Origin of the sequence: Streptomyces sp. NPDC050549, from assembly GCF_040655035.1 — a bacterium.
Taxonomy (GTDB): Bacteria; Actinomycetota; Actinomycetes; order Streptomycetales; family Streptomycetaceae; genus Streptomyces.
Genome location: NZ_JBFAJD010000028.1, coordinates 82,538 through 107,266, shown reverse-complemented (window position 1 = coordinate 107,266; position 24,729 = coordinate 82,538). Strand labels below are relative to the sequence as shown.

Sequence of the window (24,729 nt, the reverse complement as noted above, 5' to 3'; positions counted from 1 at the left end):
ACCGGGTGCCCCGAGAACACGGGGCACCCGGCGACACGGCTCAGCGCGAGTAGCGCATCAGCGCCCGCACCATGTGACACGTCGTGTCCGACGGCGCGTGGACGCCGATCAGTTCGGCGGTGGTGCGGATCGTCTCGTTGCGGGCCTGGTTCGGGACGTACACGCCCGAGTCGAGCAGGGCGATGGCCAGCCGCATCGCCTTGAGGCGGCGGTTGTGCGTGACGTACCAATCCCGCGGGCGTCCGGGCGGCAACGGCCGCTTCGCCACGGGCACGTAGGGCAGGTCGAGTTGGACGGAACGCTTCGCGGTGGACTGGGTCGGCAGCGGCTTCGGCTTCAGTGCGGCAGCGGGCACGGACATCCTCCTGTCGCGGTCAGGGCGCCGTCCGGACCCCCCGGCGACACCCTCGAACACTGCTTCTATTCTACTGCCCGCCACTGACAAACGCCCTGGCCACAACGGCTGTTGAGGGCGCTGTGACGCAGGTGGAGGACGGGTTTTCGCGTACCGTGGTCCCCATGGAGATCTGGATCAACCCGGCCTGTTCCAAGTGCCGCAGCGCCGTGAGCCTGCTCGATGCCGAGGGCGCCGAGTACACCGTCCGCCGCTATCTGGAGGACGTACCGAGCGAGGCCGAGATCAGGGACGTACTGGAGCGGCTCGGGCTCGAACCGTGGGACATCACCCGCACCCAGGAGGCCGCGGCGAAGGAGCTGGGGCTCAAGGAGTGGGCACGGGACGCGAGTTCGCGGGAGCGGTGGGTGTCGGCGCTCGCCGCGCATCCGAAGCTGATCCAGCGGCCGATCATCACGGCGGACGACGGTACGGCGGTGGTCGCGCGCAGTGACGAGGCCGTGCGGGAGGCGCTGTCCCGGTAGCCGGGTGCGGCGAATGAGTCACAACTTCCTTGTGGCGTACGTCACTTCAGCGACTTCTGTGTCGGGTGAGTTACATCGTTCGACATCCCGTACATAGCGGCGTACGGTCCCCTACCCCACAGGAGACGCGCATGTCGCGCAGGAGAACTGCCAGCACGAAGAAGAAGCTGGCGCTGCTGGTCACCGCAGCGGCGGTCGCCGGAGGCGGGGCCTTCGCTCTGGCCACCACGTCGAACGCTTCGCAGACGAACACGCAGAACGCCAAGACACTGTCCGCCCCGAACTCGACGGTCTGCCAGGGTCTCGCCACCGCTCTCGGCAACAACCAGAGTTTCATCGCCGGCCAGAAGGCCAATCCCGACGCGCAGTCGGCGGCGCGGATCGCCAACCGCGAGGCGGTCATCGCGCAGATCAAGGTGCAGCAGAAGGCGTCCGGTTGCACGGTTGGGGAGTCGGCTCAGGGCTCCCAGACCGCGCCCGCGCAGTCGGCACCCGCGGCCACGGCCACCTCCAAGGCGACCCCTCCGGCGGGCAACACCGGCACCGGTGCCGCCGCGGGCAGCCAGGTGTGCAACGGCTCGACCGTCACACTCTCCGGCGAGGCCGGTGCGCCTGCCGCCTCCAGCAACCAGTTCCCGGCGGGGACGACGCTGAAGGTCACCAACCTGGACAACAACAAGTCCACGACGGTGAAGGTGACTTCGGTCTCCGGCAGCTGTGTCCTGCTGAACAACGCCGCTTTCGAACAGGTCCGTGAGCCCGGCAAGTTCCTCATCCGCCGTGCTCTGATCCAGAAGGTGGGGTGACGCTCAGGGTCCGAGAAAACCGGTGAGGTGACGGCCCAGTCGCTCAGGCGCGGCGTGCGGCAGCGCGTGGTGCGAGACGTCCGCGAGGATGTCGGTCTCCACGTGCGGCAGCAGACCCGCCGCCCGGGTCGCCACCAGGTGCGTGTCATAGGTCCTGCTGCTTCCGGCCAGAAGCAGCAGGACCGACGCGTTGAGCCCGCGCAGCGCGTCCGGCGCCGGGCGGGGACCGGTCACCGGTTTCGCTGACGGGAACCCCGCGCCCGCCTCCTGGAGGCGCAGCCAGTCGGGGTCCAGCGCCGCTCCCCCGGTCTCCCACTCCAGGAACGCGCGGACCCGGCGCGGAGTGGGCCGTAGCAGCATCGGCAGCGCGTGCAGCAGATACGCCGTCTCGAACCCGGCGAAGCACTGGGTCGGGTCGAGGAGGAACAGACGACGTATCCGGTCGGGCGCGTGCAGGGCGTAGTGCAGGGCGATCCAGCCGCCGTAGGAATGACCGCCGAGGTCGGCGGCCGGCGTCACGCCGAGTCCGTCGAACACCGCGTCCAGCCAGGTCATCAGGTCGGCCACCGTGCGCGGGCGGCGGCCGGGCACCGGGACGCTGCGGCCGGAGAAGCCGATCAGGTCGACGGCGTGGACACGGTGACCGGCCCGGGCGAGTTCGCCGGCCTGCGCGTACCAGGACGCCGAGGTCGCTCCCCCGCCGCCCGGCAGCAGTACGAGCGGTCGCCCGTCGGCGGGCCCGCACACATTCACGTACGTCTCCCCGAACGGCGTCGGGACGACCGTCGCCTCCCGCCCCTCGGGCCACTTCGCCATGACCGTGTCGTAGGCGACCCCGAAGCGGTCGGGGTCGTACGTGCTGCGCGTTCCCATGGTCGGCCGCCCTCCCCTATTATCTCGCTGAACGAGATACTCGGTGAGCGAGATGATAGCCGGAGGCGAGCGTGCCGAACCAGGGATCGGGGCCGGGGCCGGAGATGGAGATCGTGCATCTCCTGCGGGCCGTCGCGGTCGAACTCGGCCTGCACAGCGCCCGGTTCGCGAACCAGAACGGCATGCACCCCACGGACGTACGCGCCCTGATCGCCCTCATGGACGCCGCCCGGTCCGGCGAGGAGATGACGACCGGGCGCCTCGGTACCACCCTCGGGCTCAACTCGGCGGGGACCACCGCCCTGGTCGACCGGCTGGAACGGGCCGGGCATGTTCGACGGACGCGGAGCGAGGGGGACCGGCGCAAGGTCGTGGTCGAAGTGGACCAGCGGGCGGTCGACCTCGGGCAGTCCTTCTTCGGTCCGCTCATCGGGAGTGCCGTAGCACTGCTCCAGGGGTACGACGACCGGGAGCTGGCGGCGATCCGGGGCTTCCTGACCGGGGTCCGCGAGGCCGCCGCCGAGGGCTAACCCCATCGCATACGAGCCGCCGGACCACCCCCGTCTGCGACTGCGAACAGTCGGCCGGGCGAGGGTGGGGTGAATCGCGCCACAGCATCACCAGGTAACACGGGGTTCACACTTGAGCAATGATCGGGAAATCGCATGTTGACAGGCTGCCCGGCATGAATCGCGGCGCTCCAGTGCCGCTGCGCCGCAGCACCCGCAAGTGCGAAGAATGACCCACCCCGAAGGATGTGGCCCGTGACCTTCAAGGCTGAGTACATCTGGATCGACGGCACCCAGCCGACGGCCAAGCTCCGTTCCAAGACGAAGATTCTGGCCGACGACGCCAAGGGTGCCGAACTCCCGATCTGGGGCTTCGACGGGTCGTCCACGAACCAGGCCGAGGGGCACTCCTCGGACCGCGTGCTCAAGCCGGTCGCCAGCTTCCCGGACCCGATCCGCGGCGGCGACGACATCCTCGTCATGTGCGAGGTCCTCGACATCGACTTCACCCCGCACGAGTCCAACACCCGTGCCGCGCTCGCCGAGGTCGTCGCGAAGTTCGGCTCGCAGGAGCCCATCTTCGGCATCGAGCAGGAGTACACCTTCTTCGACGGCTCCCGCCCGCTGGGCTTCCCCGAGGGCGGCTTCCCGGCCCCCCAGGGCGGCTACTACTGCGGTGTCGGCGCCGACGAGATCTTCGGCCGCGAGATCGTCGAGGCCCACCTGGAGAACTGCCTCAAGGCCGGTCTCGCGATCTCCGGCATCAACGCCGAGGTCATGCCCGGCCAGTGGGAGTTCCAGGTCGGCCCGGTCTCCCCGCTGGAGGTCTCCGACCACCTGTGGATCGCCCGCTGGCTGCTCTACCGCACCGCCGAGGACTTCGGCGTCTCCGCGACCCTCGACCCCAAGCCGGTCAAGGGCGACTGGAACGGCGCCGGCGCGCACACCAACTTCTCCACCAAGGCGATGCGCGAGGGCTACGACGCGATCATCACCGCGTGCGAGTCCCTCGGCGAGGGCTCCAAGCCCCTCGACCACGTCAAGAACTACGGCGCCGGCATCGACGACCGCCTGACGGGCCTGCACGAGACCGCCCCGTGGAACGAGTACTCCTACGGCGTCTCCAACCGCGGTGCCTCGGTCCGTATCCCGTGGCAGGTCGAGAAGGACGGCAAGGGCTACATCGAGGACCGCCGCCCGAACGCCAACGTCGACCCGTACGTGGTGACGCGCCTGATCGTCGACACGTGCTGCTCCGCCCTGGAGAAGGCCGGCCAGGTCTGATCCGCCCCGCTCTCGCGCGAGGGGGCGCCCACTGTCATGGTGGGCGCCCCCTCGCGTTGTCAGTGGCGCATGCCAGTCTTGATCCATGGACGGCGAGAGGGCTCTCGACATCAAGGTCGAGACGGAGAACAGACAGACGTACACGCGGACTTCGGCGGTACGGCTGCGGGAGCTGGTGGCGCGGATCAGGGGCGCCCGCGACCGTTTCCTGATCGTGCAGCGGATACCCGACCTCCCTGACGTGTTCGCGCAGGTGTGGCACGAGAAGGGCGGGGACTACCGGCTCGAACACCGCCTGAGCGAGGCCGAGTTCTACGGCACGAATCTCACGGATCCCGTGCGCGTGGCGGAGCTGCTGACCGGCTGGGCACGGCAGACGCCCGGCTGGGACGCGGGCGTCGGCTGGGAGCCGGTCGACCTGGGGCCCCGCGAGGAGGTGCCCGAACTCCCGGACGAGGTACGGGAGAAGGTCGAGGAGCGGGTCAGGACGCGGCTGCGCTGCGGCTACGACGACCGGAAGACACTGACCGAGATCGCCGAGGACTACCTCGTCAAGGGCGACGACCGGCCGGTGTCCCGGGCGCAGGCCGCGCGGCTGGTGGACCGGCTGTGGGTGGAGCGGGTCGCCGAGCAGGCGGTCTGGGAGGATGTCACCGACCCGGACCGGCTCACCCGCGCCTTCGAGGCGCTGGACACGAGCGGCATCACCGCCCGGGAGAACTTCGCCTGCTGCCGGGGCTGCGGCCTCGCGGAGATAGGAGCGGAGCGGGAAGGTGCGCGTGGTTTCGTCTTCTTCCATCAGCAGGTCACCGAGCACGCCGTCGAGGGGCACGGACTCGCTCTGCACTACGGCGCGTTCGACGGCTCGTCCGAGACCACCACGGCCGTCGGACACGAGGTGCTGGCCGCGCTCCGGGCCGCCGGGCTGCCCGGCGACTGGGACGGCGATCCGGACAACGCCATCGACGTCAGGCCGCTGACCTGGCACAAACGACTGGTGGGATGAGGAGCCGGACGTCGATTTCCCGCCAAGGGGGCGTCCAAGCTGTGAGAGGAGGGTCCTGTTGCGGGCGTGTGTCTGCTTCAATGGGCCCATGGGCAACTACCAGAAGTGCGGAGCGACAGGTCGCCGTGACCTGGAGCCCTTCTGGCCTTCCCGTCAGCACCATGACTTCGACCGGGTGTGTTGTCGCGCGATGAACGCGCCGGCCCTTTAAAGCCGTACACCCTCGGCCTCCGGCCTGCGCGACTCGACGTACGTCCCTCGACGAACCTCTCGCGCGAAAGAGCTGACCTCTCATGGCGATCATCCGTTCTCTGCCCTCCGCCACCCTCGACGCCCCGGCGCTCTCCCCCGCCCCGAACGGCACCCGGAACCATCTTCGTGCCGTCGACCGGGACGAGGTGATCGACGTCGCGGAGTTCCTGCCGCCGGGTGCCACCTGGCTGCCGGCGCCGCCGCACACCCTGCCCACCCTGCCGGGGCAGCCGCCGATGGTCGGGTACCTCGTCCTCATCCCGGCCGACAGCCCGCACCTCGCCCGGACCGGGCACCCCGACGTCCTGCCCGACGGCGTACCCGGCGTCCCCGCCGACGCCGAACCGCTCGTCCGCATCGACACCGTGCAGCGCACCGCGCAGCTCAAGGGCGAGGAACTCGACCTCACGTACCTGGAATTCGAACTCCTCGCCCACCTGGTGGCCCACCCCAACCGGGTGCACACCCGCGACCAGCTGGTCACCACGGTGTGGGGCTACGGGCACGTGGGCGACGGCCGTACCGTCGACGTCCACATCGCCCGGCTGCGCCGCAAGCTGGGCGTCGAGCACCGCAAGGCGATCCAGACGGTGCGCCGGGTCGGATACAAGTACACGCCGCCGACCGCGCGCTGATCGTCTGCCGACGGCAGATTCGCGTTCCGTTCCGTGGGCCGCGCGGGCAGAGTCGCCGGTATGAGACTTCTGGTGCTGGGCGGTACGGAGTTCGCGGGACGGGCCGTCGTGGAGGCGGCCCTCGGGCGGGGCTGGGAGGTGACCGTCCTCAACCGGGGACGGCACACCTCCTTGCCCGGGGTACGGGCGTTGCGGGGTGACCGCACCGCGCCCGGTGGGCTCGACGCGCTGGCCGAGGGCGAGTGGGACGCCGTCGTCGACACCTGGTCGGCGGCGCCCCGCGCGGTGCACGACGCCGCGCGGCTGCTCGCCGGGCGGGCGGGCCGGTATGTGTATGTGTCGAGCTGCTCGGTGTACGAGTGGACGCCGCCCGCCGGGTACACCGAGGACGCTCCCGTCGTCGAGGGCGCGGAGCCCGACGCCGACAGGACGGACTACGCGCGCGACAAACGGGGCGGGGAGCTCGCGGCGGTGGGGGCGTTCGGGGCGGAGCGGTCGGTGCTCGTGCGGGCGGGGCTGATTCTCGGGCCGTACGAGAACATCGGGCGGCTGCCGTGGTGGCTGACCCGTGTCGCGCGGGGTGGGCCGGTGCTGGCGCCGGGGCCGCGGGGGCTTGCCCTTCAGTACGTGGATGTGCGGGATCTCGCGCAGTGGGTGCTCGGGTCGGTGGAGCGGGAGTTGAGCGGGGCGTACAACCTGATCTCTCCGCAGGGGCACGCGACGATGGGGTCCTTGCTGGACGCGTGTGTGCGGGTCACTGGTGGGGCGGCCGAGTTGCGGTGGACCTCTCCGGATGTCGTGCTCGGGGCGGGGATCGAGCCGTGGACTCAGTTGCCGGTGTGGATTCCGGGCGGTAGTGAGGGGTACGACGCGTTGCACAGTGCGGATGTGTCTCGGGCGGTTGCTACGGGGTTGAGCTGCCGGTCCGTCGAGGAGACGGTGGCGGACACGTGGAGTTGGCTGCAGGGCATCGGGGGTTCCGCGCCGCAGCGGCCGGATCGGCCGGCAGTGGGGCTTGACCCTGTTGTGGAAGCGCGGGTGCTTGAGGGCTGGTCGCGCAGTTCCCCGCGCCCCTGAAGGCAGAAGAGACGGGGAAACGGTGTTGGTAGCGACACCCCCATCACGGTGGGCGGACCCCGTGACCTCGTCGCCGTGCTCCGTGAGACTGGGCGTATGGACATGAACAGGGCCCGTACCGTTGTCATGGCCGGGCTGCGTGGCCTCGCCCTCGCTCTCGTCTCTCTCTACGGGTCGCTCGTACTCTTCGTCCTCACGCTCGTCTCTCTCGTGCTCATTCCTGTGGGGATCGGGCTGATCACCACGCCCTGGGTGCTCGCCGGCGTGCGGGCGCACGCGAATCGGCGGCGGCTGCTTGCCGTGGAGTGGTACGGGGTGCGCATCCCGCCGGCGTATCGGGCCCTCCCGGCCGGGGTGAAGCCCTGGACACGGACCTTCCGCCTGCTCGGTGACCCCGCCACCTGGCGTGATGTCCGGTGGCTGCCCGTCGACACGGTCGCCGGGTTCGTCACCGCGCTGGTGCCCGCTGCCCTGGTGTTCTACCCGCTGGAGGGGTTCGCGTTGGCCTTCGGGTTGTGGCGGGTGTTCACGGACGGGACGTATGTGGGGTGGTGGTACGGGTTCGTGCCGGTAAGTGGGCAGGGCAGTGCCCTGCTGGCGGGGCTGCTGGGTGTCGCGCTGCTCGTCGCGTCCTACTTCCTCACGCCCGCCCTGCTGCGGGTCCACTTCCTGTTGACCCGTTCCGTGCTCGCTCCGGGGCAGGGTGAACTCGCCCAGCGGGTAAGGGTGTTGACCGACACGCGGCGGGACGCGGTGGATTCCTCGGCGGCCGAGCTGCGGCGTATCGAGCGGGATCTGCACGACGGTGCGCAGGCCCGGCTGGTGGCCATGGGGATGGATCTCGGGACGATCGAGGCGCTGATCGAGAGGAATCCGGAGAAGGCCAAGGAGCTGCTGGCCCGGGCGCGTCAGTCCTCCGCCGAAGCGCTGGGCGAGTTGCGGGATCTCGTTCGCGGGATCCATCCGCCGGTGCTGGCGGAGCGTGGACTCGGGGATGCCGTAAGGGCGTTGGCACTGCGGATGCCGGTGCCGACGGAGGTGGGCGTGGACTTCGGGGGCGGGCGTTCGGACGCGCCGGTCGAGTCGGCCGCGTACTTCGCGGTGAGCGAGGTGCTGACCAATGCGGTCAAGCATTCGGGGGCCGACCGCATTTGGGTTGATATGCGGCACGAGGAAGGCCTGTTGCGGATTTCCGTCACCGACGACGGTGCGGGTGGTGCCGTGGTCGGGGCGGGGTCGGGACTCTCCGGAGTCGGACGGCGACTCGGTACATTCGACGGCGTCCTGGCCGTCAGCAGCCCCGCGGGCGGTCCCACCGTGGTGACCATGGAGATTCCGTGCGCGTTGTCCTAGCCGAAGACCTGTTCCTGCTGCGGGACGGGCTGGTGCGGCTGCTGGAGGCCTACGACTTCGAGATCGCCGCCGCCGTGGAGAGCGGGCCCGAACTCACCGAGGCACTGGCGCAGTTGGCGCCGGACGTGGCCGTGGTCGACGTACGGCTGCCGCCCACGCACACCGACGAGGGGCTGCAGTGCGCGTTGCGGGCGCGGCGGGAGCGGCCCGGGTTTCCGGTGCTGGTGCTGTCGCAGCACGTGGAGCAGTTGTACGCGCGGGAGTTGCTCGCCGACGGGAGTGGCGGGGTGGGCTATCTGCTGAAGGACCGGGTGTTCGACGCGGAGCAGTTCGTGGACGCCGTACGGCGGGTGGCGGGCGGTGGGACGGTGATGGATCCGCAGGTCATTCAGCAGTTGCTGGCGCGGCGGGCGGCCGACGACCGGCCGCTGGGGCGGCTGACGCCCCGGGAGGTCGAGGTCCTCGAACTGATGGCGCAGGGGCGGTCGAACGCGGCGATCGCGGGGCAACTTGTCGTGACGGAACGGGCGATCGGGAAGCACACGTCCAATATTTTTGCCAAACTGGGACTGGAAGTCTCCGACGATGACAATCGCCGCGTGCTGGCGGTATTGGCCTATTTGGACCAGGGACGCTGAGCACTAGCAGTGAGCGATCACAACTGGCGGTGTTTAAGGGCCAGTTGAAAGGGGACTTACCCAGGAACCTCTCATAAATTTATGAGACGGCTGAACACTCCTGGGACCCCCTGCGTATCCAAGGGAGCCGCTTCACTCCTGTCGGGCGCCTCGCTGCCCCGCAAGGAAGTCAGAGGAGTTCCATGGGACGCAATGATCGTAAACGCCGTACGCCGATGGCCACCAAGGCCATTGCCGCCTCGGCTGCCCTAGCGCTCGGTGGGGCCGGGCTGCTCTGGGCACAGATGAACGCTTCGGCGCATGAGTCCAACTCATCGGGCCAGAACCAGACGAAGGCCGCCGCGGCGCAGGTCGCGACGATCGCCTGCCCGGACGTCGGCCAGCAGCTGACGAACGTGCCGCAGAAGGCTCGTCAGGGTGTCGCCACCGAGTTGGCGAACCTGGACAAGCAGATCACCGAGGCATACGCCCGGCTCGCCTCGACGCGCCAGGCGCAGGCGAACGACGCGAGCTTCGTGCAGAACGCGATCGTCGGCCCCCTCAAGGAGAAGCGGGCCGCGACGATCGACCGTATCCGCATCGACATCCAGCGAGTGGGCGGCAGTGTCAACGCGGCTGCACTGAAGCAACTCGCCGCCTGTACGACGCAGACCGCCACCAACACGACCACCGCGGGGGGTCAGAACAACAACGGTGGTCAGAACAACGGCGGCCAGAACAACGGCAACACGGCTGCCCCGAGCGCCAGCGCCTCCGCGCCCGCCGCCAACAACGGTGGTCAGGCCGGCAACGGTCCGACGGCCGCGGACTTCGTGGACATCACGAAGGTCGCGAACAACGTCCAGGCGAAGCCGCAGAAACAGGCTCAGGCCTCGACGGGCTCCTTCACCACCAGGTGTGGTGTGAACGCCAACAAGAACCACAACACCGACAACGTCATCGTGGCTCCCGGTGTGACCAACGGCGCGCACCACGAGCACGACTACGTCGGCAACCAGAAGGTCAACGCGTTCTCCACGAACGACTCGCTGCTGGCCGCCCCCTCCAGCTGCCAGAACCAGAGTGACCTCTCGGCGTACTACTGGCCGGTCGTGCGTGTGCAGGACGGCTCGCAGGAGTTCGACGCCAACGCGCTCGGCGGTGGCAAGGAAGGCAACGTCGGCAAGATCCTGACCCCGCAGTCGGCGCAGATCAAGTACGTCGGTTCGCCGGCCAGCAAGGTCGTCGCGATGCCGCAGTTCCTGCGCATCATCACCGGCGACGCCAAGACCCTCACCAACGGTCTGGCGAACGCCAACGCGCACTGGAGCTGCACCGGCTTCGAGAACAAGGTCCAGCTGACGGAGCAGTACCCGATCTGCCCGCAGGGCAGCAACGTGGTCCGCACCTTCGCCTTCCAGAGCTGCTGGGACGGCGTGAACGTCGACAGCGCCAACCACCGTACGCACGTGGCCTTCGCGGACCCGGCGAGCGGCGTCTGCGGGAACGGCTTCAAGGCCATCCCCCAGCTGACGATGCGCCTGGTCTACAAGATCACGCCCCCCACCATCCAGGCGGACGGCACCGTGAAGAACGCCTACGCGGTGGACGGCTTCCCGGAGCAGCTGCACAAGGCGTCGACCGACCACGACGACTTCATCAGCGTCACCAAGAACAACCTGGCGGCCACGATCGCCAACTGCATCAACACCGGTAAGAAGTGCTAGTGAGCACAGCTAGCCGGTAGCACCCGGTAGTACGAAGCGGGCGGTGGGATTCTCCCACCGCCCGCTTTCGTGTGCCCCCGAGGAGGCTTTCCCCGCGGGGAGTTCAGCTGGTGTGCTTCGAGTGGTCGGTGCCGATCTCCTCGTCGCCGCCGAGCGTCGTCTGCAGCTTCTTGACGATCTTGTCGGTACCGACGGCGACCCACTTGCGGCCGACGAGGTAGAAACCGCCGTAGTCCTTGGCGTCGTTGATCCACTCGCGCTGGCCGCGGTCGGTGGCGAAGGTCGCGAGGACGAACTTGCCGTAGCTCATCTTGCAGATGGCCTGGCGGAGTTCGTCGGCGTCGGTCTGGATGTCGGGCGTGCACTTCACCTTGGCCGCCAGGCTCTCCAGGCTGCCGGTGGCCGCCGTCGGTACGGTCGCGGCCTTGGTGTCGGCGCCGCAGCCCACCAGCGCCAGCGCCGCCGTGGCGCCGGCCACCGCGAGCATCGGTCGGGTCAGCCTCATCTGTCGTTCCTCCGGTAGTCCGGTCAGCAGCATGCCGCAGACGGCCCCGGCGAGGGGCCTTCTCCTTCGATACGGCCGCGATGCGCCCCGCGCTCAATCCCATGGCCGCCCGCGGTACGCGTGTGCGAAGGTGACGCCTGTGAACCAAGACTGGGAAGACCGTACAACCGCCGCCTGGGCGACCTTCGACGACTATCCGGAGGAGCGGGCGGCCGACTTCCGGGGCATGATCGACGCGCTCGTCGCCGAACTCCCGGACGGCAGCCCGCTGGGACCCTTCGAGCGGGCCTGCGCCTGGGACTCGACCGGGCACTCGGACAAGGCCGTTCCGCTGTACCGGGAGGCTCTGGCACTTGGACTGCGTGGCTACAAGGGCCGTCGCGCGAAGATCCAACTCTCCAGTTCGCTGCGGAACATCGGCCTGGCCGAGGAGGGCGTCAAGCTGCTCACACCCGAACTCGACGGCCCCTCCGACGAGTTGGACGACGCGGTACGCGCGTGCCTCGCCCTGTGTCTGTCCAGCCTGGGCCGCGACCGCGAGGGCCTGTCCCTGGTGCTGGGCGCGCTGGCGCCCCATCTGCCGCGCTACCAGCGGTCGATGGCGAACTACGCGCGGGCGCTCGTCGATCCCACCGCCTGAGTCGCCCGGGTGGCGGTGACCAACTCACGATTCGCTCGTTTTGCTGAACGTGCAGTCACAGGATGTCGCCAAGCGCCCCGCAGCTTCACCCACCGACCCGGTCATCGATGTCGAACAGGCCGAGGCCGCGCTCGTCGAGCACTATCCACGGCTCGTCCGGCTCGCCTATCTGGTGCTCCCCCCGAGCCTCGGCCGCAACCGGCGCGTCCTGACCGCGCACGCCCTCACCCAGCGCGCCCTGCCCAGGGGCCGCGCGTCGGCGTCCGCGATCCCGGCCCAGTCGACCGGCCGGGACGGCGACCCGGGCTACGCGTTCGTCCGCCTCCAGGTCGTGCGTACGGCACTGGAGGCGGGCCTCCCGCTGTCGTTCCGGGCATGGCCCAAGCGCTCGCAACTCCCGCCGCTGCTCCCCCAGGTATGGGGCCTGCGGCTCTTCCCGCGCTCGGGCGGCGCCGACGAACTCGCCCTGGACCAGCGGCTGTCGGCCCTGTCGGGACCGGCCCGCGCGGTGTACGCGCTGCGCGGCCTGGAGAAGCTGCCCGACGGCGACGTACGCCGGGTGCTGGCGGCGGCCGGAGTCGACGAGGTGGACGCGGCGCTGCGCGAGGCCGACGAGGCGCCCGCGCAGTACCCGCTGCTCGACTCCCCCGAGTTCGACCCCTGTTCACTGCACGCCCGGCCCACCGATCTGATGCGCCGCCGCCAGCACGGCAGGGCCGCGCTCGCCGCCGCGGCGGCCGTCGCCGTGTGCGGCGCGCTGCTCGTGCTGCCGGGCGGCGGCTGGGGCCCGGACGGCGCCGCCGCCCCCTCGTACGCGGAGAACCCGGCGGCCGAAGCCGCCCTGAATCCCGGCAGGTTGACGAGGGTCGTACCCACCGCGTGGGAGTCCGCCACGCGCAAGGACTTCTCCGTCTGGCCCGCCCGCGGCGACCTCACGAAGGACACCGCCCTGCTGCGCCGCGCCCTCGCCGTCTGGGCCCGTCCCGGCGAGTCCGTCCAGGTCTCGGCGACTCCCGGCACCGCCTCCGGCGGCCCGGCGGGCCCGCCTCAACTCCTGTACGCGGGAACGGTCGACAACGCGCGCGTGGTGATCCTCTACGACGGTCTGCGCATCGCCCGCTACGCCGAACCGAAGGACGGCACCAAGGGCGCGGCGCTGGACTTCGCGCGGGTCGACGGCGCGACCGGCACCGAGGCGAACGCGGTGGTCCTGGACCGGGCCGACGGCAACGTCCGTTATCTGACGGCCCCTTGGGTGAAGAAGGCGGCCGAGCGGGACCTGCTGAAGCCGAACGCCGGCGCCCTGCCGATGACCCTCACCGACGGCATCACCTCGCCCCTGGCCAGCCCCGCTCAGCAGACCGGCGCGTGCACGTCGTGGAACGTGCTCCAGCTGACCGACGACACGGGCACCCGTCTGATGAGCGACCTCGGCGAGCTGGTCCCGGCGCACCTCACCGCCGGGCGGCCGGGCTCGGCCCACGAGGTGTCCGGCGCGGAGCCCCGGCACGCCTGGGCGCCCTTCGCCTGCTCCCTGGGCGCGATGCGCTCGCTCGGCGTACGGTCCGTGAACGCCTGGCAGTACGCCGAGCAGCCGCTGCCCGACGCGAGCGGCACGGCGGCCTGGGTGTGCACCCGGGCCGAGACCTGGCGGGGCGGCGGCGAGCGGGTCCTGGCGCAGTTCCACACGCCGGGCGGGACGTACGGCGCGGTCGCCGCGAAGGCGCAGGACGTGGCGGCCTGCGGGGTGCGCGACCCGCACGTACTGGCCGGGGTGCTGTGGAAGTCGGCGGCGGGCACCTGGTATCTGCTGGCCGCGGGCGGCAAGGACACGAAGTCGATCAGGGCGACGGGCGGGGTGACCGGGTCGGCGCAGGGCGGCCTGCTGGCCGTGAAGACGAAGCAGGGCGTCCAGGCCGAGCTGAACGGCACCCTGGCCGACGGCGGGACGATCACCGGCCTCCGCTAGCTGACACTCGCGTCAACAAGTCTCCGCAGAAGGGTTCCCCCACGGACTTACCCGTCAGTACATTGACGCCATGTCCAACAAGCGGCCGCTCAAGGCCCGAAAGGTGTCCTTCTCCTGGGAGGGCACCCCGCTGCACTGGGTGCCGGGTGATCCGTTCACCACGCACACGATCAACGTGCTGCATCTGCTGCTGCCCGCCGGCGAGCGGTGGTTCGTGCACGTCTACAAGCAGGTGCTGCCCCTCATCCGGGACGAGAGGCTGCGCGAGGACGTGATCGGGTTCATCGGCCAGGAGGCGATGCACTCCCAGGCCCACGACGAAGTCCTCCCGCACCTGCGGGAGTCGGGCCTCGACCCGACCCCGTACACCGCGCAGGTCGACTGGTTCTTCGAGAAGCTGCTCGGCGACCGCACCCTGCCCCCGGGCCGGGCCCGCAAGTGGTGGCTGCTGGAGCGGGTCGCCATCATCGCGGCCATCGAGCACTACACCGCGTTCCTCGGCAACTGGGTGCTGAACGCCGAGGAGTTGGACCGGCGCGGCGCCGATCCGACCATGCTGGACCTGCTGCGCTGGCACGGCGCCGAGGAGGTCGAGCACCGGTCCGTCGCCTTCGACCTCTTCATGCACGTCGACGGCAGCTACCGGCGGCGCGCCCGCACCTGGGCCACCGCGTTCGCCGCGCTGATGTTCCTGTGGCAGCGCGGAGCCCGCTTCTTCATGGCGAACGACCCGACCCTCGCCGACCGCCGCGCGAGCTTCAAGGACTTCTACGTCGCCGGCCGGCGCGGCACCCTGCCCGCCACCGGCGACATGCTCAGGTCCATACCCCGCTACCTGAGCCGCGGCTACCACCCCTCGCAGGAAGGCAGCACCGAGCAGGCCGTCGCCTATCTGGCCTCATCGCCCGCGGCACTGGCCGCCGAGAAGAGGGCGGGGTAGTGCCCAGGCCGCTCACGGTCGCGGTGCTGGCCGGTGCCGCGCTGCTGACCCGGCGCGCGCTGCGGCGCCGGGTGCGGGTCTCACCGCTGTGGCCACTGCCCGCGCTGGACCCGCCGACCTCCGGCCGGCCGCGCAGCCGGGCACTGCGGCTGCGGGTCGCCGCGCGGGAGACGGTCGCCGAGGGTGTCGTACAACTGCGTCTGAAGGGAAGGGACTTGCCGGGCTGGGAGCCGGGGGCGCACATCGATCTGGTGCTGCCTTCCGGGCTGGTGCGGCAGTACTCGCTGTGCGGGGATCCGGCGGACAACTCCTCGTACGCGGTCGCCGCCCGGCTGGTCGAGGACGGTCGGGGCGGCTCGCGCGAGGTGCACGAACAGGTGCGGGTGGGCACGGAGTTGGAGGTGCGGGGGCCGCGCAACAGGTTCCCGCTCGTCGAGGCCCCGGGGTATGTCTTCGTGGCCGGCGGGATCGGGATCACGCCCGTCCTGCCGATGCTGCGGGCGCTGCCGGAGGGTGCCGACTGGCGGCTCCTGTACGCCGGTCGGACGCGGGAGTCGATGCCGTTCCTGGCGGAGATCGAGGAGTTCGGCGCGGACCGGGTGACCGTCGTGGCCGGACTCCCGGATCTGGACGGGGAGTTGGCGGAAGTACCGGAGAGGACCGTCGTCTACTGCTGTGGGCCCGAGGGGCTCATGGCGGCCGTCGCGGAACGCTTTCCGGACGTGCGCATGGAGCGCTTCACGCCTCTGGCCGCGTCGAAGGGCGAGGCGTTCGAGCTCGAACTCCGGCGCAGCGGAAGGACGTTGACGGTACCCGCCGACTCCACAGTGCTGGCCGCCGTCCGTGCGGAGTTGCCGGACACCCTCTACTCCTGCGAGCAGGGATTCTGCGGAACCTGTCAACAGCGGGTGCTGGAAGGGGAAGTGGAGCATCGGGACGAGTTGCTTACGGATGCGGAGCGGGCCGACTCGATGCTGATCTGCGTGTCCAGGGCCCGAAGTGTGCGTCTGGTGTTGGATCTGTGATGGGGTGATGTGAACAACCCTGGTCGGTCCGGTCCGTTCGGGGCCGGATGAGATCGGTAGGGTGTTCGCATGAGTACCGGGGTTCGCCGCAGGATGGGAGTCGAGGAACGGCGGCAGCAGTTGATCGGCGTCGCTCTCGACCTGTTCAGCCACCGCTCGCCCGACGAGGTCTCCATCGACGAGATAGCCGCCGCAGCCGGCATCTCGCGACCGCTCGTCTACCACTACTTCCCCGGCAAACTCAGCCTGTACGAGGCCGCGTTGCAGCGCGCCTCGGACGATCTCGCCGGGCGGTTCGTGGTCCCCGAGGAGGGTTCGCTGGGGGGACGGCTGCTGCAGGCGATGGGCCGGTTCTTCGACTTCGTGGACGACCACGGGCCCGGTTTCGCGGCCCTGATGCGCGGCGGTCCCGCGGTCGGCTCGTCCACCACCAACGCGCTCGTGGACGGGGTGCGACAGGCGGCGTACCTCCAGATCCTCTCCCATATGAAGGTCGAACAGCCGCCCGCCCGGCTGGAGTTGATGATCCGGTCGTGGATCTCGCTGGTCGAGTCGACGGCACTGATCTGGCTGGACGGCCGGCGCATCCCGCGCGCCGATCTGGAGCGCCAACTCGTGCACGACTTCGGGGCCTTGGCGGCGGTGAGCGCCGCCTACGACGACGAACTGGCCGCGCTGCTGCGTGAATCCCTCAGGAACGAGCCGGGCGACGGGCCGTTCACCGACCTCGTCGTCCGGCTCGTCGCACTGGCGTCGTAGAACGGCGACCAGCAACCAAGGACAGGCTCTAAGCGGACCTGGTGAAGTCGACTGCGGTTCGGCAGCGCCCCAAAGGGGCGCGGGGAACTGCGCGACCAGCCACGACGGCGCTGCGGCCGAAAACCGACCTCTAACGCACATCCAGCGAAGCGCTTAGCGCTCGAACTTCCGGTAGGACGCGTCGAGTTCGCGTACCTCGGCGGAGGCGTGCAGCACGGAGCCGTCCTCGTCGATGTACTCGCGGAGGAGTTCCAGGACCTTCTCGGTCAGCTTCGCCTTGGTCTCCTCGGTGCGGCCGGCGAGCAGGCCGAGGGTGACATGGACGACGGTGTGACCCAGCTCGTCGAGACCCTCGTACCCGAAGGCCGTGTACTCGCTCGGGCGGAACTGGGTCTTGCACGCCTCCGGCTTCGCGGCCGCGATCTCGACCACCGCCTGGTGCAGCGCACGAGCGAAACCGTCCTGGTCGAAGGAGATCGTGTGGGAGTGGTCGACGGTGATCTGCGGCATAGGGTTCCCCTGTTGTTCTCAGCCAATGACGGGCTCACCCTAGCCGCAGCGCCAGCATCGCGATGTCGTCCTCCCGGCCCACGCCGAAGCAGTCGAGGAGGGTGTCGCAGAGGGCGTCCAGGCCGGGCAGGGCGCCGGAGGCGGCGGCGCGGAGGTGTTCCATGGAGGCCGAGATGTCCGTGCCCCGGGTCTCGATCAGGCCGTCGGTGATCATCAGGAGCCGGTCGGTGGGTTCGAGGAACAGCTCCGTGGGCGGCGGGTGGGACAGGCCCACGCCGAGCAGCGGGCCGGCCGCCTTGGCGTAGTCCGCGGTGCCGGCGTCCCGGACGATCAGCGGCGGGATGTGGCCCGAGTTGGAGATCAGGGTGCGCCCGGTGTCGGGGTCGACGAGGGCCAGGCACATGGTGGCCGTGGTCTCGGGGTGGTAGTGCCGCAGCATCCGGTCCAGCCGCTCGGCGAGCACGCTCGGGTCGCTCTCCTCGACGCAGTAGGCGCGCAGCGCGTGCCGTATCTCCACCATGACGGTGGCCGCCTCCAGCGAGTGCCCGACGACGTCGCCGACGGCGAAGAGCACTCCCCCGCCGGCCCGCAGGACGGCATAGAAGTCGCCGCCGATCTCGGCGTCCTGGGAGGCGGGTACGTACCGGACGGCGGCGTCGACGCCCGGGAGTTCGGGCAGCTGGTCCGGTTTGGGCAGGAAGCTGCGCTGGAGGGTGAGGGCGACATTCCGCTCGACCTGGTACATGAGGAGCGGCTCGGCGGCGAGCGCGGTCGCCTGGGCGAGCTGCGCCAGCAGCGCCTCGGCCTCGGGGCCCACGCGGCGCAGCCCGCGGGTGGGGGCGGCGAGGCAGACCGGGGCCCGGCCTTCCTGGGTGAGGACCAGCGCCAGCCGGGCATCGTGTTCCACGCCGGGCCGGAAGAGCCCGGTGGGCCACAGCGGCGCGGGCACGGTGGTGATCTGCACTCCGGACTGCCCCTGGGAGAGCCGCCGCAGCAGCCGGGCCACGGCCCGGTCGGCGTCCGGGCCGGGCAGCGCCACCGAGGTGCGGTCCCGGGGCAGGCCGCGGTACAGCTCGTCGTCCCGGTCGAGGACGAACACGGCGGCGGGTGTGTTGGTGAGCCGTGCGGTGCCGTCGGCGGCGACCTCGACGAGTTCCTGGAGGGAGCGCGCCGCCTGGATGGTGACGATCATCTCCGACAGCAGGGTCAGTCGTTTGACGAGCGCCTGGTCGTCGGCCCGCAGCCGGGCGGCCCGGACCGCGGCCCGGACGGCCGCCTCGATCTCCTCGGGCTCGGCGGGCACCGTCAGATAGGCCTCGTCGCCCGCGTCGAGCGCCGGGCAGCGGTCGCTCGGCGGGACGGCGAGGGCCGAGACGTGCACGACCGGCAGGCCCGCCATGCGCGGCCGTTCCTTGAGCAGCCGGCAGAGTTCGAACCCGCTCATGTCCGGCAGGTGCACGTCGATCAGGGCCACGTCGGGCAGGTTCCCCTTGCGCAGCCGCACGTCGAGCTCGGTGAGCGCATCGCTGCCGCTGCCGACCGCGATGACGCGATGACCGGCCCTGCTCAGCACACTCTCGACCGCGAACCGGCTTGCGGGCTCGTCGTCCACGAGCAGCACGGTCGCGTGCGTCAGCTTGCCATTGACGTCCATTTGTCAGTCCTGGCCCTTTGACACACCGGTGGGGCAGGCCGATGTCCACAGCCTGCCCCACCACGATAATGCGCTTTCAGGATGTCCGGGTGAATACCGCCACAGTGCGTTCCGGAACCACGAAAGTACCGGTCCCCTTGTCGTACGAAGCGGACTTCACGACCGCGTCCGCGCCCGCCGCCTGCACCGGGTGCAGCCGGTAGCCGGTACCGGCCAGGGCGTCCACCTTCTGCTGCTGACCGCTCGGCGTCGCGTTGAACACGATCACGAGATCACCGAGTTCCATGGTGATCACCCCGGGCGTCTCGTCCTTCCCGGACAGCGGGAACGACAGCTTCGCCTGCACCTGCCCGGCCGTGTCGAGCGAGAACACAATCTCCGTCGTACGGATCCTCAGCAGATCCTGATACGCGGCCGAGGCCCCCTCGATCTGCCCGCAGCCGACCTTCACCGACGTCAACAGGCCTTTCGCGTAAGGCCACTTGGACTCGTTGTCGGCCGCCATCGGCAGCCCCCGCCCGAAGCCGTTGCCGTCCGCGCAGTTCCAGTGGATCGCGTTGAACCAGTCGCCACTGTCGAAGGAGTTGCGGTCCAGGGACTTGGAGCGCAGCAGATCGGTACCGGCCTGGGAGAGGGACGGCCCCTGCGACAGGGCGGCGGTGGCCATCGCGAGGACCTGCGCCCGGGCCCGGTCGGCGGCGCTCGTCCCGGCGGGCAGCTTGTACGTCAGCGCGTCGAACAGCGACTCGTTGTCGTGCGCGTCGACATAGGCGAGGGCGTCGCCGGGCGCGTCCGCGTATCCGGCGGGGGCGCCGTTGTAGTCGACCTCGGCGCCGGTGACCTCCTTCCCGTCGGTGTCGGTGAAGTGATACTTGGCGAGGTTGCCGCTCAGGCCGACCTTGATGAGGTCCTGGTAGTGCAGGAGGCGGGCTTTCTGTTCGGCCGAAGTGCCGTTCGCCGTGGAGGAGTTGGGGTCGGTGTAGAGCCCGGACGCGAAGCCCTGGACACCGGGGTCCGCGTCGAAGGGACTGCCGCCGCGCACCGCGTCACGGGCCCGGTCGGAGAAGGTGGCGATGCCCGTGCCGGCCATGTTCTTCTGCGTGGCCTGCACGAAACGGGCGTCGTCGGCGACCTCGCCGAAGTTCCAGCCCTCGCCGTACATGATGATCTTCTTGCCGTCGACGCCGTCCTTCGCGAGCGTCAGCGCGTCCAACGCCTTGCGTACGGCGAGGATGTTGGCCTTCGGCTGGTGCCCCATGAGGTCGAAGCGGAAGCCGTCGACCTTGTACTCCTTGGCCCAGGTGACCACGGAGTCGACGACGAGCTTGCCCATCATGGCGTTCTCGGTGGCCGTGTCGGCGCAGCAGGTGGAGGTGGCCACGCTGCCGTCGGCCAGCAGCCGCTGGTAGTAGCCGGGCACGATCTTGTCGAGGACCGAGTAGTCCGCCTGCCCGCTGGCCGCCGTGTGGTTGTAGACCACGTCCATGACGACCCGAAGCCCGTCCTCGTTCAGCGACTTGACCATCTTCCGGAACTCGACGGTACGACCGGTGCCGTCCGGGTCGGTCGCGTACGAGCCCTCGGGGACCGTGAAGTGGTAGGGGTCGTAACCCCAGTTGTAGGCGTCCTTCGCGGCGACGGCCGCCACGCACTCCTGCTGCTTCTCCGAGTCGGCGGCGTAGGAGGCGAGGTCGCAGTCGGTGGTCGACTGCTCGGACCTCTTCTCGGGGATGGTGGCGATGTCGAAGGCGGGCAGCAGATGCACGTACGACGTCCCCGACTCGGCCAGCTCGCGCAGATGCTTCGAGCCGTCGCTGTTCCTGTCGGTGAAGGCGAGGTACGTCCCCTGGTCCTTCGCGGGAACCGTCTTGTCCGCGACGGAGAAGTCCCGGATGTGCAGCTCCTGGATCTCGGCGTCCGTCAGCGCCACCGCCTTGGGCTTCTTCAGGCTCGACCAGCCGCTCGGCGCAAGGGACTTGTCGTCGAGATCGACGACGAGGCTGCGCTCGGAGTCGGCGGTGAGGGCGACCGAGTAGGGGTCGGTGACCTGGTTGGTGACGACCTTCCGGACGGTCGGCGCCCACACCTTCACGACGTACCGGTACGGCTTGTTCTTCCAGGAGGCCGGACCGGTGGCGGACCAGACGCCGGTGGCGGCGTCACGGGTCATCCTCTTCAGCGAGCCGTCGAGATCGAGGGACACGCTCTGCGCGGTCGGTGCCCAAACGGCCAGTGTGGGACGGCCCTTGTGGAACGTCGGACCGAGGTCGGCCTTGGTCGCGGCGCCGTACACGTCGTCGAGCACGCCCGCGATCTGCACGCCGGTCGCGGCCAACACGGCGCCGTTGACGGCCCGTTGAGAGGCGACGAGCTGACCGGTCAGAGCTTCCTCGACGCGCTCACGGTCACGCGGATCGACCGACCAGGCCGTGTAGTCCTTCAGATGGGGGAACTCGGCCTTCTGGGCATCGGTGAGCGTGGTCTTCGACAGCCGCAGCCACCGCTCGTCGTCACTCGTCAGCGTGCCGTCCCGCACGGCGATCGAACCGTCGTGGGAGTACAGGAGTTGGGTGGAGGCAGCCGCGTCGGAGCCGTTCCAGGCGACCGTGTTCCGGTCGATCCAGACCGCCTTTGAGGTGGTCAGGTCGAGGGCCGCCGCGCTGCCCGCGGGCTGCGGCAGGAGGTACTTCTCCTGGCCGTTCAACAGCCACACCTCGTACCCGTTGGACTTCAGATCCAGCGACTGATCGGCGGAGAGATCCTTCTCGTCGCCCTTGTGGATGATGTAACTCAGGCTGGTGGCACCGGAGTTGAGCGGTACCTCGAAGACGGCTCCATAGGCATCGGTCTTGACCGGCTGGAGCGGGCTCGACCAGTCCGTGGGGTTCGCGGCACCCGTCCAGACGTGCAGACCCCAGCCGGAGTAGTCGCCGTCCGCACGGTGGTAGTGGACGACGGCCTTGGCGGTGTCCTGCGCCGGATAGTCGGGCCGCTCGGTCTGTACGGCCTCCTTGCCCTGCTCGATCCAGACCTCGCCGGTCTCGGTGACATCGATCGAGCGGTCGGCGGAGACGTCCTTGTTGCCGTCCTTGTCGATCACCAGGAAGCCGACGTTCGTCGCGCCGGGCTTCAACTTGACGTAGGCGAAGGCGCCGTAGGCATCCCGTCCGATGAACGGGTGAGTGGCCGGCCAGGTCGTCGCCTCACCGTCGGCGAGGTCGCCCCAGGCGTACAGGCCCCAGTTGTCGTAGTCGCCGTCGGTGCGCTTGTAGTGGACGATCGCGTAGTCGCGGGAGGAGGCGGTGGGGATCTCCGCGGCGGGTGGGGTGCCGGAGGTGGAGGCGGCTGTCGCGCTCGCCGTGTGCCCGGTTGAGTCGACCACAACTGCCTTGTACCGCAGGGCGGTTCCGGGCGCCACGTCCTTGCCGACGGTCTGGGTGACCTTGTACGGGGCGTGGTCGGCGGAGCCCAGCGTCCGCCACTTGCCGTTGCCGGTCTGGGCGGCGAAGACGACCCGGTCGAGCCGGCCGCCCGTGACGTCCGCGCTCAGCTCGACGGTGCCGGTGGCTCCGGCATCCGGCGCCTTGAGGGTGATCGTCGGCTTGCTCACCGGCGGGGCAAGGGAACCGGCCGCCTTGAGCACGATCGCGGAACCGGCCGGGACGGTGACCGTCACCTTGTTGTCGGCGCCGCTCGTCGCCGTGGCCGAAGTCCCGTAGATGCCCCGGTACTTCATGTCCGGCGAACCGGTCGCGAAGGTCGCCGTCCTCGCGGTGTCGGCGTTGTTGAGGGCGACGACGTACTCGGCGCTGCCGCTGGTCCGGGTGAAGGCGTAGACCCCGGCGCCGTCGGCCGCGTAGCGCTCGGTCTGCACGCCGTCCGTGAGGGCCGGGTTGTCCTTGCGCAGCTTGGAGAGAGCGGCGATCTCCTTGTACAGCGGGGCGGTCGAGTCATAGGAGTCACTCGCCGCCGTGCGGTCGGTGCCGATCTCGTCGTCGTCGAGATAGTCGGCGACCTTCGAGGCGAACATCGTCTGGCGGGCGTCCTTGTCGCCGCCGGAGCCGGTGAAGCCCTGTTCGTCGCCATAGTAGACGACGGGGTTGCCGCGGCTGAGGAACATCAGCTCGTTGGCGAGCCTGTCCTTGGCGAGGAGCTGGGCGTCGGTGGCCTTCGGGTTGTCCTGGTCGAGGAAGTAGCCGATGCGGCCCATGTCGTGGTTGCCGAGGAAGGTGACCTGCTCGTACGCGTTCGCCTTGTCGGTCGTGTACTTGTAGTCGTCGCCGAAGACACTCGCGAGCTTCTGCGCGCTGCCGCCCTGGGAGGCGTAGGCGCGGGCCGCGTCCTGGAAGGGGAAGTCGAGCGTGGCGTCGAGGCGGCCCTGGGTGACGTAGGGCGAAGTGACCGACGTGTCGGCGGAGTAGACCTCGCCGAACATGAAGAAGTTCTTCCGGCCGTGCGCGGCGGCGTACTTGTCGAGGGCCGTCGCCCACTGGGTCCAGAAGTCCATGTCGACGTGTTTGACGGTGTCGATGCGGAAGCCGTCGACGCCGAAGTCGCGGACCCACTTCTCGTAGATCTTCTCCATGCCGCTGACGACCTCGGGACGTTCGGTCCACAGGTCGTCGAGGCCGGAGAAGTCACCGTAGGTGGCGTTCTCGCCGACATAGGTCGAGTCGCCCCGGTTGTGGTACATCGTCGGGTCGTTGAGCCAGGACGGGACCTTCACGTCCGTCTTGTCGGCGGGGACGGTCGGGATCTTCGGGAAGGAGGAGGTGGAGACGGCGGGGAAGGTCTTCGCGCCGTCCGCGTAGTCGGCGTCGTCGAAGGGCTGCCCGTCCTTGGTGAGGTAGGGGAAGGCGCCCTTGGAGAGGTAGCCGTAGGACTTGCCCTCGTAGTCGACGACGTCGGCGGTGTGGTTGGTGATGACGTCGAAGAAGACCTTCATGCCCTTGGCGTGGGCCTTGGAGATGAGGGTCGCGAGGTCCTTGTTGGTGCCGAAGTGCGGGTCGACCTTGGTGAAGTCCGTTATCCAGTAACCGTGGTAGCCGGCGGAGGCATCGCTCCCCGCCCCCTGCACGGGCCGGTTCTTGAAGATCGGGGCCATCCAGATGGCGGTGGTGCCCAGGCCCTTGATGTAGTCGAGCTTGTTTGTCAGACCCTTGAGGTCGCCGCCCTGGTAGAAGCCCTTGTCGGTGGGGTCGTAGCCGGTGCTGAGGCGTGAACCGGTCAGCCCTCCCCGGTCGTTGGAGGTGTCGCCGTTGGCGAAGCGGTCCGGCATCACGAAGTAGAACTGCTCGCGGGTGTCGTCGTGCCGGGCGGGCGTGGCCGCCAGCTTCGCGTCGGACGGGGGTGCGGGCGGGGTCGCGGCGTGGGCGGCGAGGGGTTGGACGAACGCGGCGAGGAGTGCGGCGACGACGATGCCCGTGGCCCTTCTCCCTCGCTCGGTGCGGCGCGTGCAGGGCGCCGGCCATCTCGGTATCACAGGCGTGAACTCCTTGCGATTACGGCTCAGTTCGGGTCCGACCCCGGGCGAGACCGTATCGCCGACGCAAGTGTTGCAGCAAGAGTCGCGAAAGGTGTGGAAAGAAGTTTCACCAATGGCGCCGACCTTTCCCCGCCGGAAGGGTCTGGAACCGATCACTCCGGCAGCCCGTCCCGCAAGCCGTACCTGTCGCATATCGCGGAACACGGAACCGAGCCATCCACCCT

21 protein-coding genes are annotated in these 24,729 nt (G+C 69.6%); 15 read left to right on the top strand and 6 right to left on the bottom strand.

All coding sequences use genetic code 11. The annotated features are described in order from the left end of the window. Nucleotides 1-40: 40 nt before the first annotated feature. Nucleotides 41-355, bottom strand: a complete 315-nt coding sequence (locus AB0I51_RS32990; RefSeq protein WP_362981516.1) for a hypothetical protein — start codon at nucleotides 353-355, stop codon at nucleotides 41-43. 164 nt (nucleotides 356-519) lie between these two features. Here AB0I51_RS32990 and AB0I51_RS32985 point away from each other — a divergent pair, with 164 nt between their 5' ends. Then, on the top strand, nucleotides 520-879 hold the full coding sequence (locus AB0I51_RS32985) for an arsenate reductase family protein (protein ID WP_362981514.1): 360 nt from the start codon (nucleotides 520-522) through the stop codon (nucleotides 877-879). Nucleotides 880-1,010: 131 nt separating this feature from the next. Next, complete coding sequence (locus AB0I51_RS32980; protein WP_362981512.1) at nucleotides 1,011-1,685, top strand: hypothetical protein; 675 nt, start codon at nucleotides 1,011-1,013, stop codon at nucleotides 1,683-1,685. A gap of 3 nt (nucleotides 1,686-1,688) precedes the next feature. Here the strand turns inward: AB0I51_RS32980 and AB0I51_RS32975 are convergent, their stop codons facing one another. After that, entirely contained in the window at nucleotides 1,689-2,558 is an 870-nt protein-coding gene (locus tag AB0I51_RS32975) for an alpha/beta hydrolase (protein ID WP_362981510.1), read from the bottom strand. 104 nt (nucleotides 2,559-2,662) lie between these two features. Between AB0I51_RS32975 and AB0I51_RS32970 the strand changes: the two genes are divergently transcribed. The 8 genes from AB0I51_RS32970 to AB0I51_RS32935 all read left to right on the top strand — a co-directional run bounded on the left by AB0I51_RS32970 (nucleotide 2,663) and on the right by AB0I51_RS32935 (nucleotide 11,018). Beyond that, nucleotides 2,663-3,088, top strand: a complete 426-nt coding sequence (locus AB0I51_RS32970) for a MarR family transcriptional regulator (protein WP_362981571.1) — start codon at nucleotides 2,663-2,665, stop codon at nucleotides 3,086-3,088. Between the two features lie 234 nt (nucleotides 3,089-3,322). Continuing rightward, nucleotides 3,323-4,351: a glutamine synthetase gene (glnII, locus tag AB0I51_RS32965; RefSeq protein ID WP_019075256.1), complete on the top strand. Its 1,029-nt coding sequence runs from the start codon at nucleotides 3,323-3,325 to the stop codon at nucleotides 4,349-4,351. 85 nt (nucleotides 4,352-4,436) lie between these two features. Beyond that, nucleotides 4,437-5,357 (top strand): hypothetical protein, encoded by a 921-nt coding sequence (locus AB0I51_RS32960; protein ID WP_362981508.1) that lies wholly within the window; start codon nucleotides 4,437-4,439, stop codon nucleotides 5,355-5,357. A gap of 293 nt (nucleotides 5,358-5,650) precedes the next feature. Continuing rightward, complete coding sequence (locus AB0I51_RS32955) at nucleotides 5,651-6,244, top strand: winged helix-turn-helix domain-containing protein (RefSeq protein ID WP_362981506.1); 594 nt, start codon at nucleotides 5,651-5,653, stop codon at nucleotides 6,242-6,244. 60 nt (nucleotides 6,245-6,304) lie between these two features. Then, nucleotides 6,305-7,321: an NAD-dependent epimerase/dehydratase family protein gene (locus AB0I51_RS32950; RefSeq protein WP_362981504.1), complete on the top strand. Its 1,017-nt coding sequence runs from the start codon at nucleotides 6,305-6,307 to the stop codon at nucleotides 7,319-7,321. 96 nt (nucleotides 7,322-7,417) lie between these two features. Next, nucleotides 7,418-8,674: a sensor domain-containing protein gene (locus AB0I51_RS32945; RefSeq protein WP_362981502.1), complete on the top strand. Its 1,257-nt coding sequence runs from the start codon at nucleotides 7,418-7,420 to the stop codon at nucleotides 8,672-8,674. Beyond that, the gene (locus AB0I51_RS32940) at nucleotides 8,659-9,312 is read left to right on the top strand and encodes a response regulator transcription factor (protein ID WP_362981500.1); all 654 of its coding nucleotides are present in this window, start codon (nucleotides 8,659-8,661) and stop codon (nucleotides 9,310-9,312) included. Before AB0I51_RS32945 ends, AB0I51_RS32940 begins: the two co-directional genes overlap by 16 nt. A gap of 182 nt (nucleotides 9,313-9,494) precedes the next feature. Beyond that, the gene (locus tag AB0I51_RS32935) at nucleotides 9,495-11,018 is read left to right on the top strand and encodes a DUF1996 domain-containing protein (RefSeq protein WP_362981498.1); all 1,524 of its coding nucleotides are present in this window, start codon (nucleotides 9,495-9,497) and stop codon (nucleotides 11,016-11,018) included. A gap of 103 nt (nucleotides 11,019-11,121) precedes the next feature. Here the strand turns inward: AB0I51_RS32935 and AB0I51_RS32930 are convergent, their stop codons facing one another. After that, entirely contained in the window at nucleotides 11,122-11,523 is a 402-nt protein-coding gene (locus AB0I51_RS32930) for a hypothetical protein (protein ID WP_362981496.1), read from the bottom strand. Between the two features lie 139 nt (nucleotides 11,524-11,662). On the opposite strand from AB0I51_RS32930, the gene AB0I51_RS32925 reads away from it, so the two are divergent. From AB0I51_RS32925 to AB0I51_RS32905, 5 genes are all read left to right on the top strand, one after another. Beyond that, nucleotides 11,663-12,163, top strand: a complete 501-nt coding sequence (locus AB0I51_RS32925; RefSeq protein ID WP_362981494.1) for a tetratricopeptide repeat protein — start codon at nucleotides 11,663-11,665, stop codon at nucleotides 12,161-12,163. A 49-nt stretch (nucleotides 12,164-12,212) separates the two neighbouring features. Further along, on the top strand, nucleotides 12,213-14,132 hold the full coding sequence (locus AB0I51_RS32920) for a hypothetical protein (protein ID WP_362981492.1): 1,920 nt from the start codon (nucleotides 12,213-12,215) through the stop codon (nucleotides 14,130-14,132). 70 nt (nucleotides 14,133-14,202) lie between these two features. Beyond that, a complete protein-coding gene (locus AB0I51_RS32915) occupies nucleotides 14,203-15,072 on the top strand; it encodes a metal-dependent hydrolase (protein WP_362981490.1) in 870 nt (289 codons plus the stop codon). Further along, the gene (locus AB0I51_RS32910; RefSeq protein WP_362981488.1) at nucleotides 15,072-16,097 is read left to right on the top strand and encodes a PDR/VanB family oxidoreductase; all 1,026 of its coding nucleotides are present in this window, start codon (nucleotides 15,072-15,074) and stop codon (nucleotides 16,095-16,097) included. Before AB0I51_RS32915 ends, AB0I51_RS32910 begins: the two co-directional genes overlap by 1 nt. Before the next feature lie 69 nt (nucleotides 16,098-16,166). Next, on the top strand, nucleotides 16,167-16,856 hold the full coding sequence (locus AB0I51_RS32905) for a TetR/AcrR family transcriptional regulator (RefSeq protein ID WP_362981486.1): 690 nt from the start codon (nucleotides 16,167-16,169) through the stop codon (nucleotides 16,854-16,856). Nucleotides 16,857-17,009: 153 nt separating this feature from the next. Here AB0I51_RS32905 and AB0I51_RS32900 read toward each other — a convergent pair whose 3' ends face one another. The 3 genes from AB0I51_RS32900 to pulA form a co-directional block, all read right to left on the bottom strand. After that, entirely contained in the window at nucleotides 17,010-17,366 is a 357-nt protein-coding gene (locus AB0I51_RS32900) for an isomerase (protein WP_266767949.1), read from the bottom strand. Between the two features lie 34 nt (nucleotides 17,367-17,400). Further along, nucleotides 17,401-19,020 (bottom strand): fused response regulator/phosphatase, encoded by a 1,620-nt coding sequence (locus AB0I51_RS32895; RefSeq protein WP_362981484.1) that lies wholly within the window; start codon nucleotides 19,018-19,020, stop codon nucleotides 17,401-17,403. A gap of 76 nt (nucleotides 19,021-19,096) precedes the next feature. Beyond that, the gene (gene pulA / locus AB0I51_RS32890; protein ID WP_362981482.1) at nucleotides 19,097-24,502 is read right to left on the bottom strand and encodes a pullulanase-type alpha-1,6-glucosidase; all 5,406 of its coding nucleotides are present in this window, start codon (nucleotides 24,500-24,502) and stop codon (nucleotides 19,097-19,099) included. Nucleotides 24,503-24,729 lie beyond the last annotated feature (227 nt).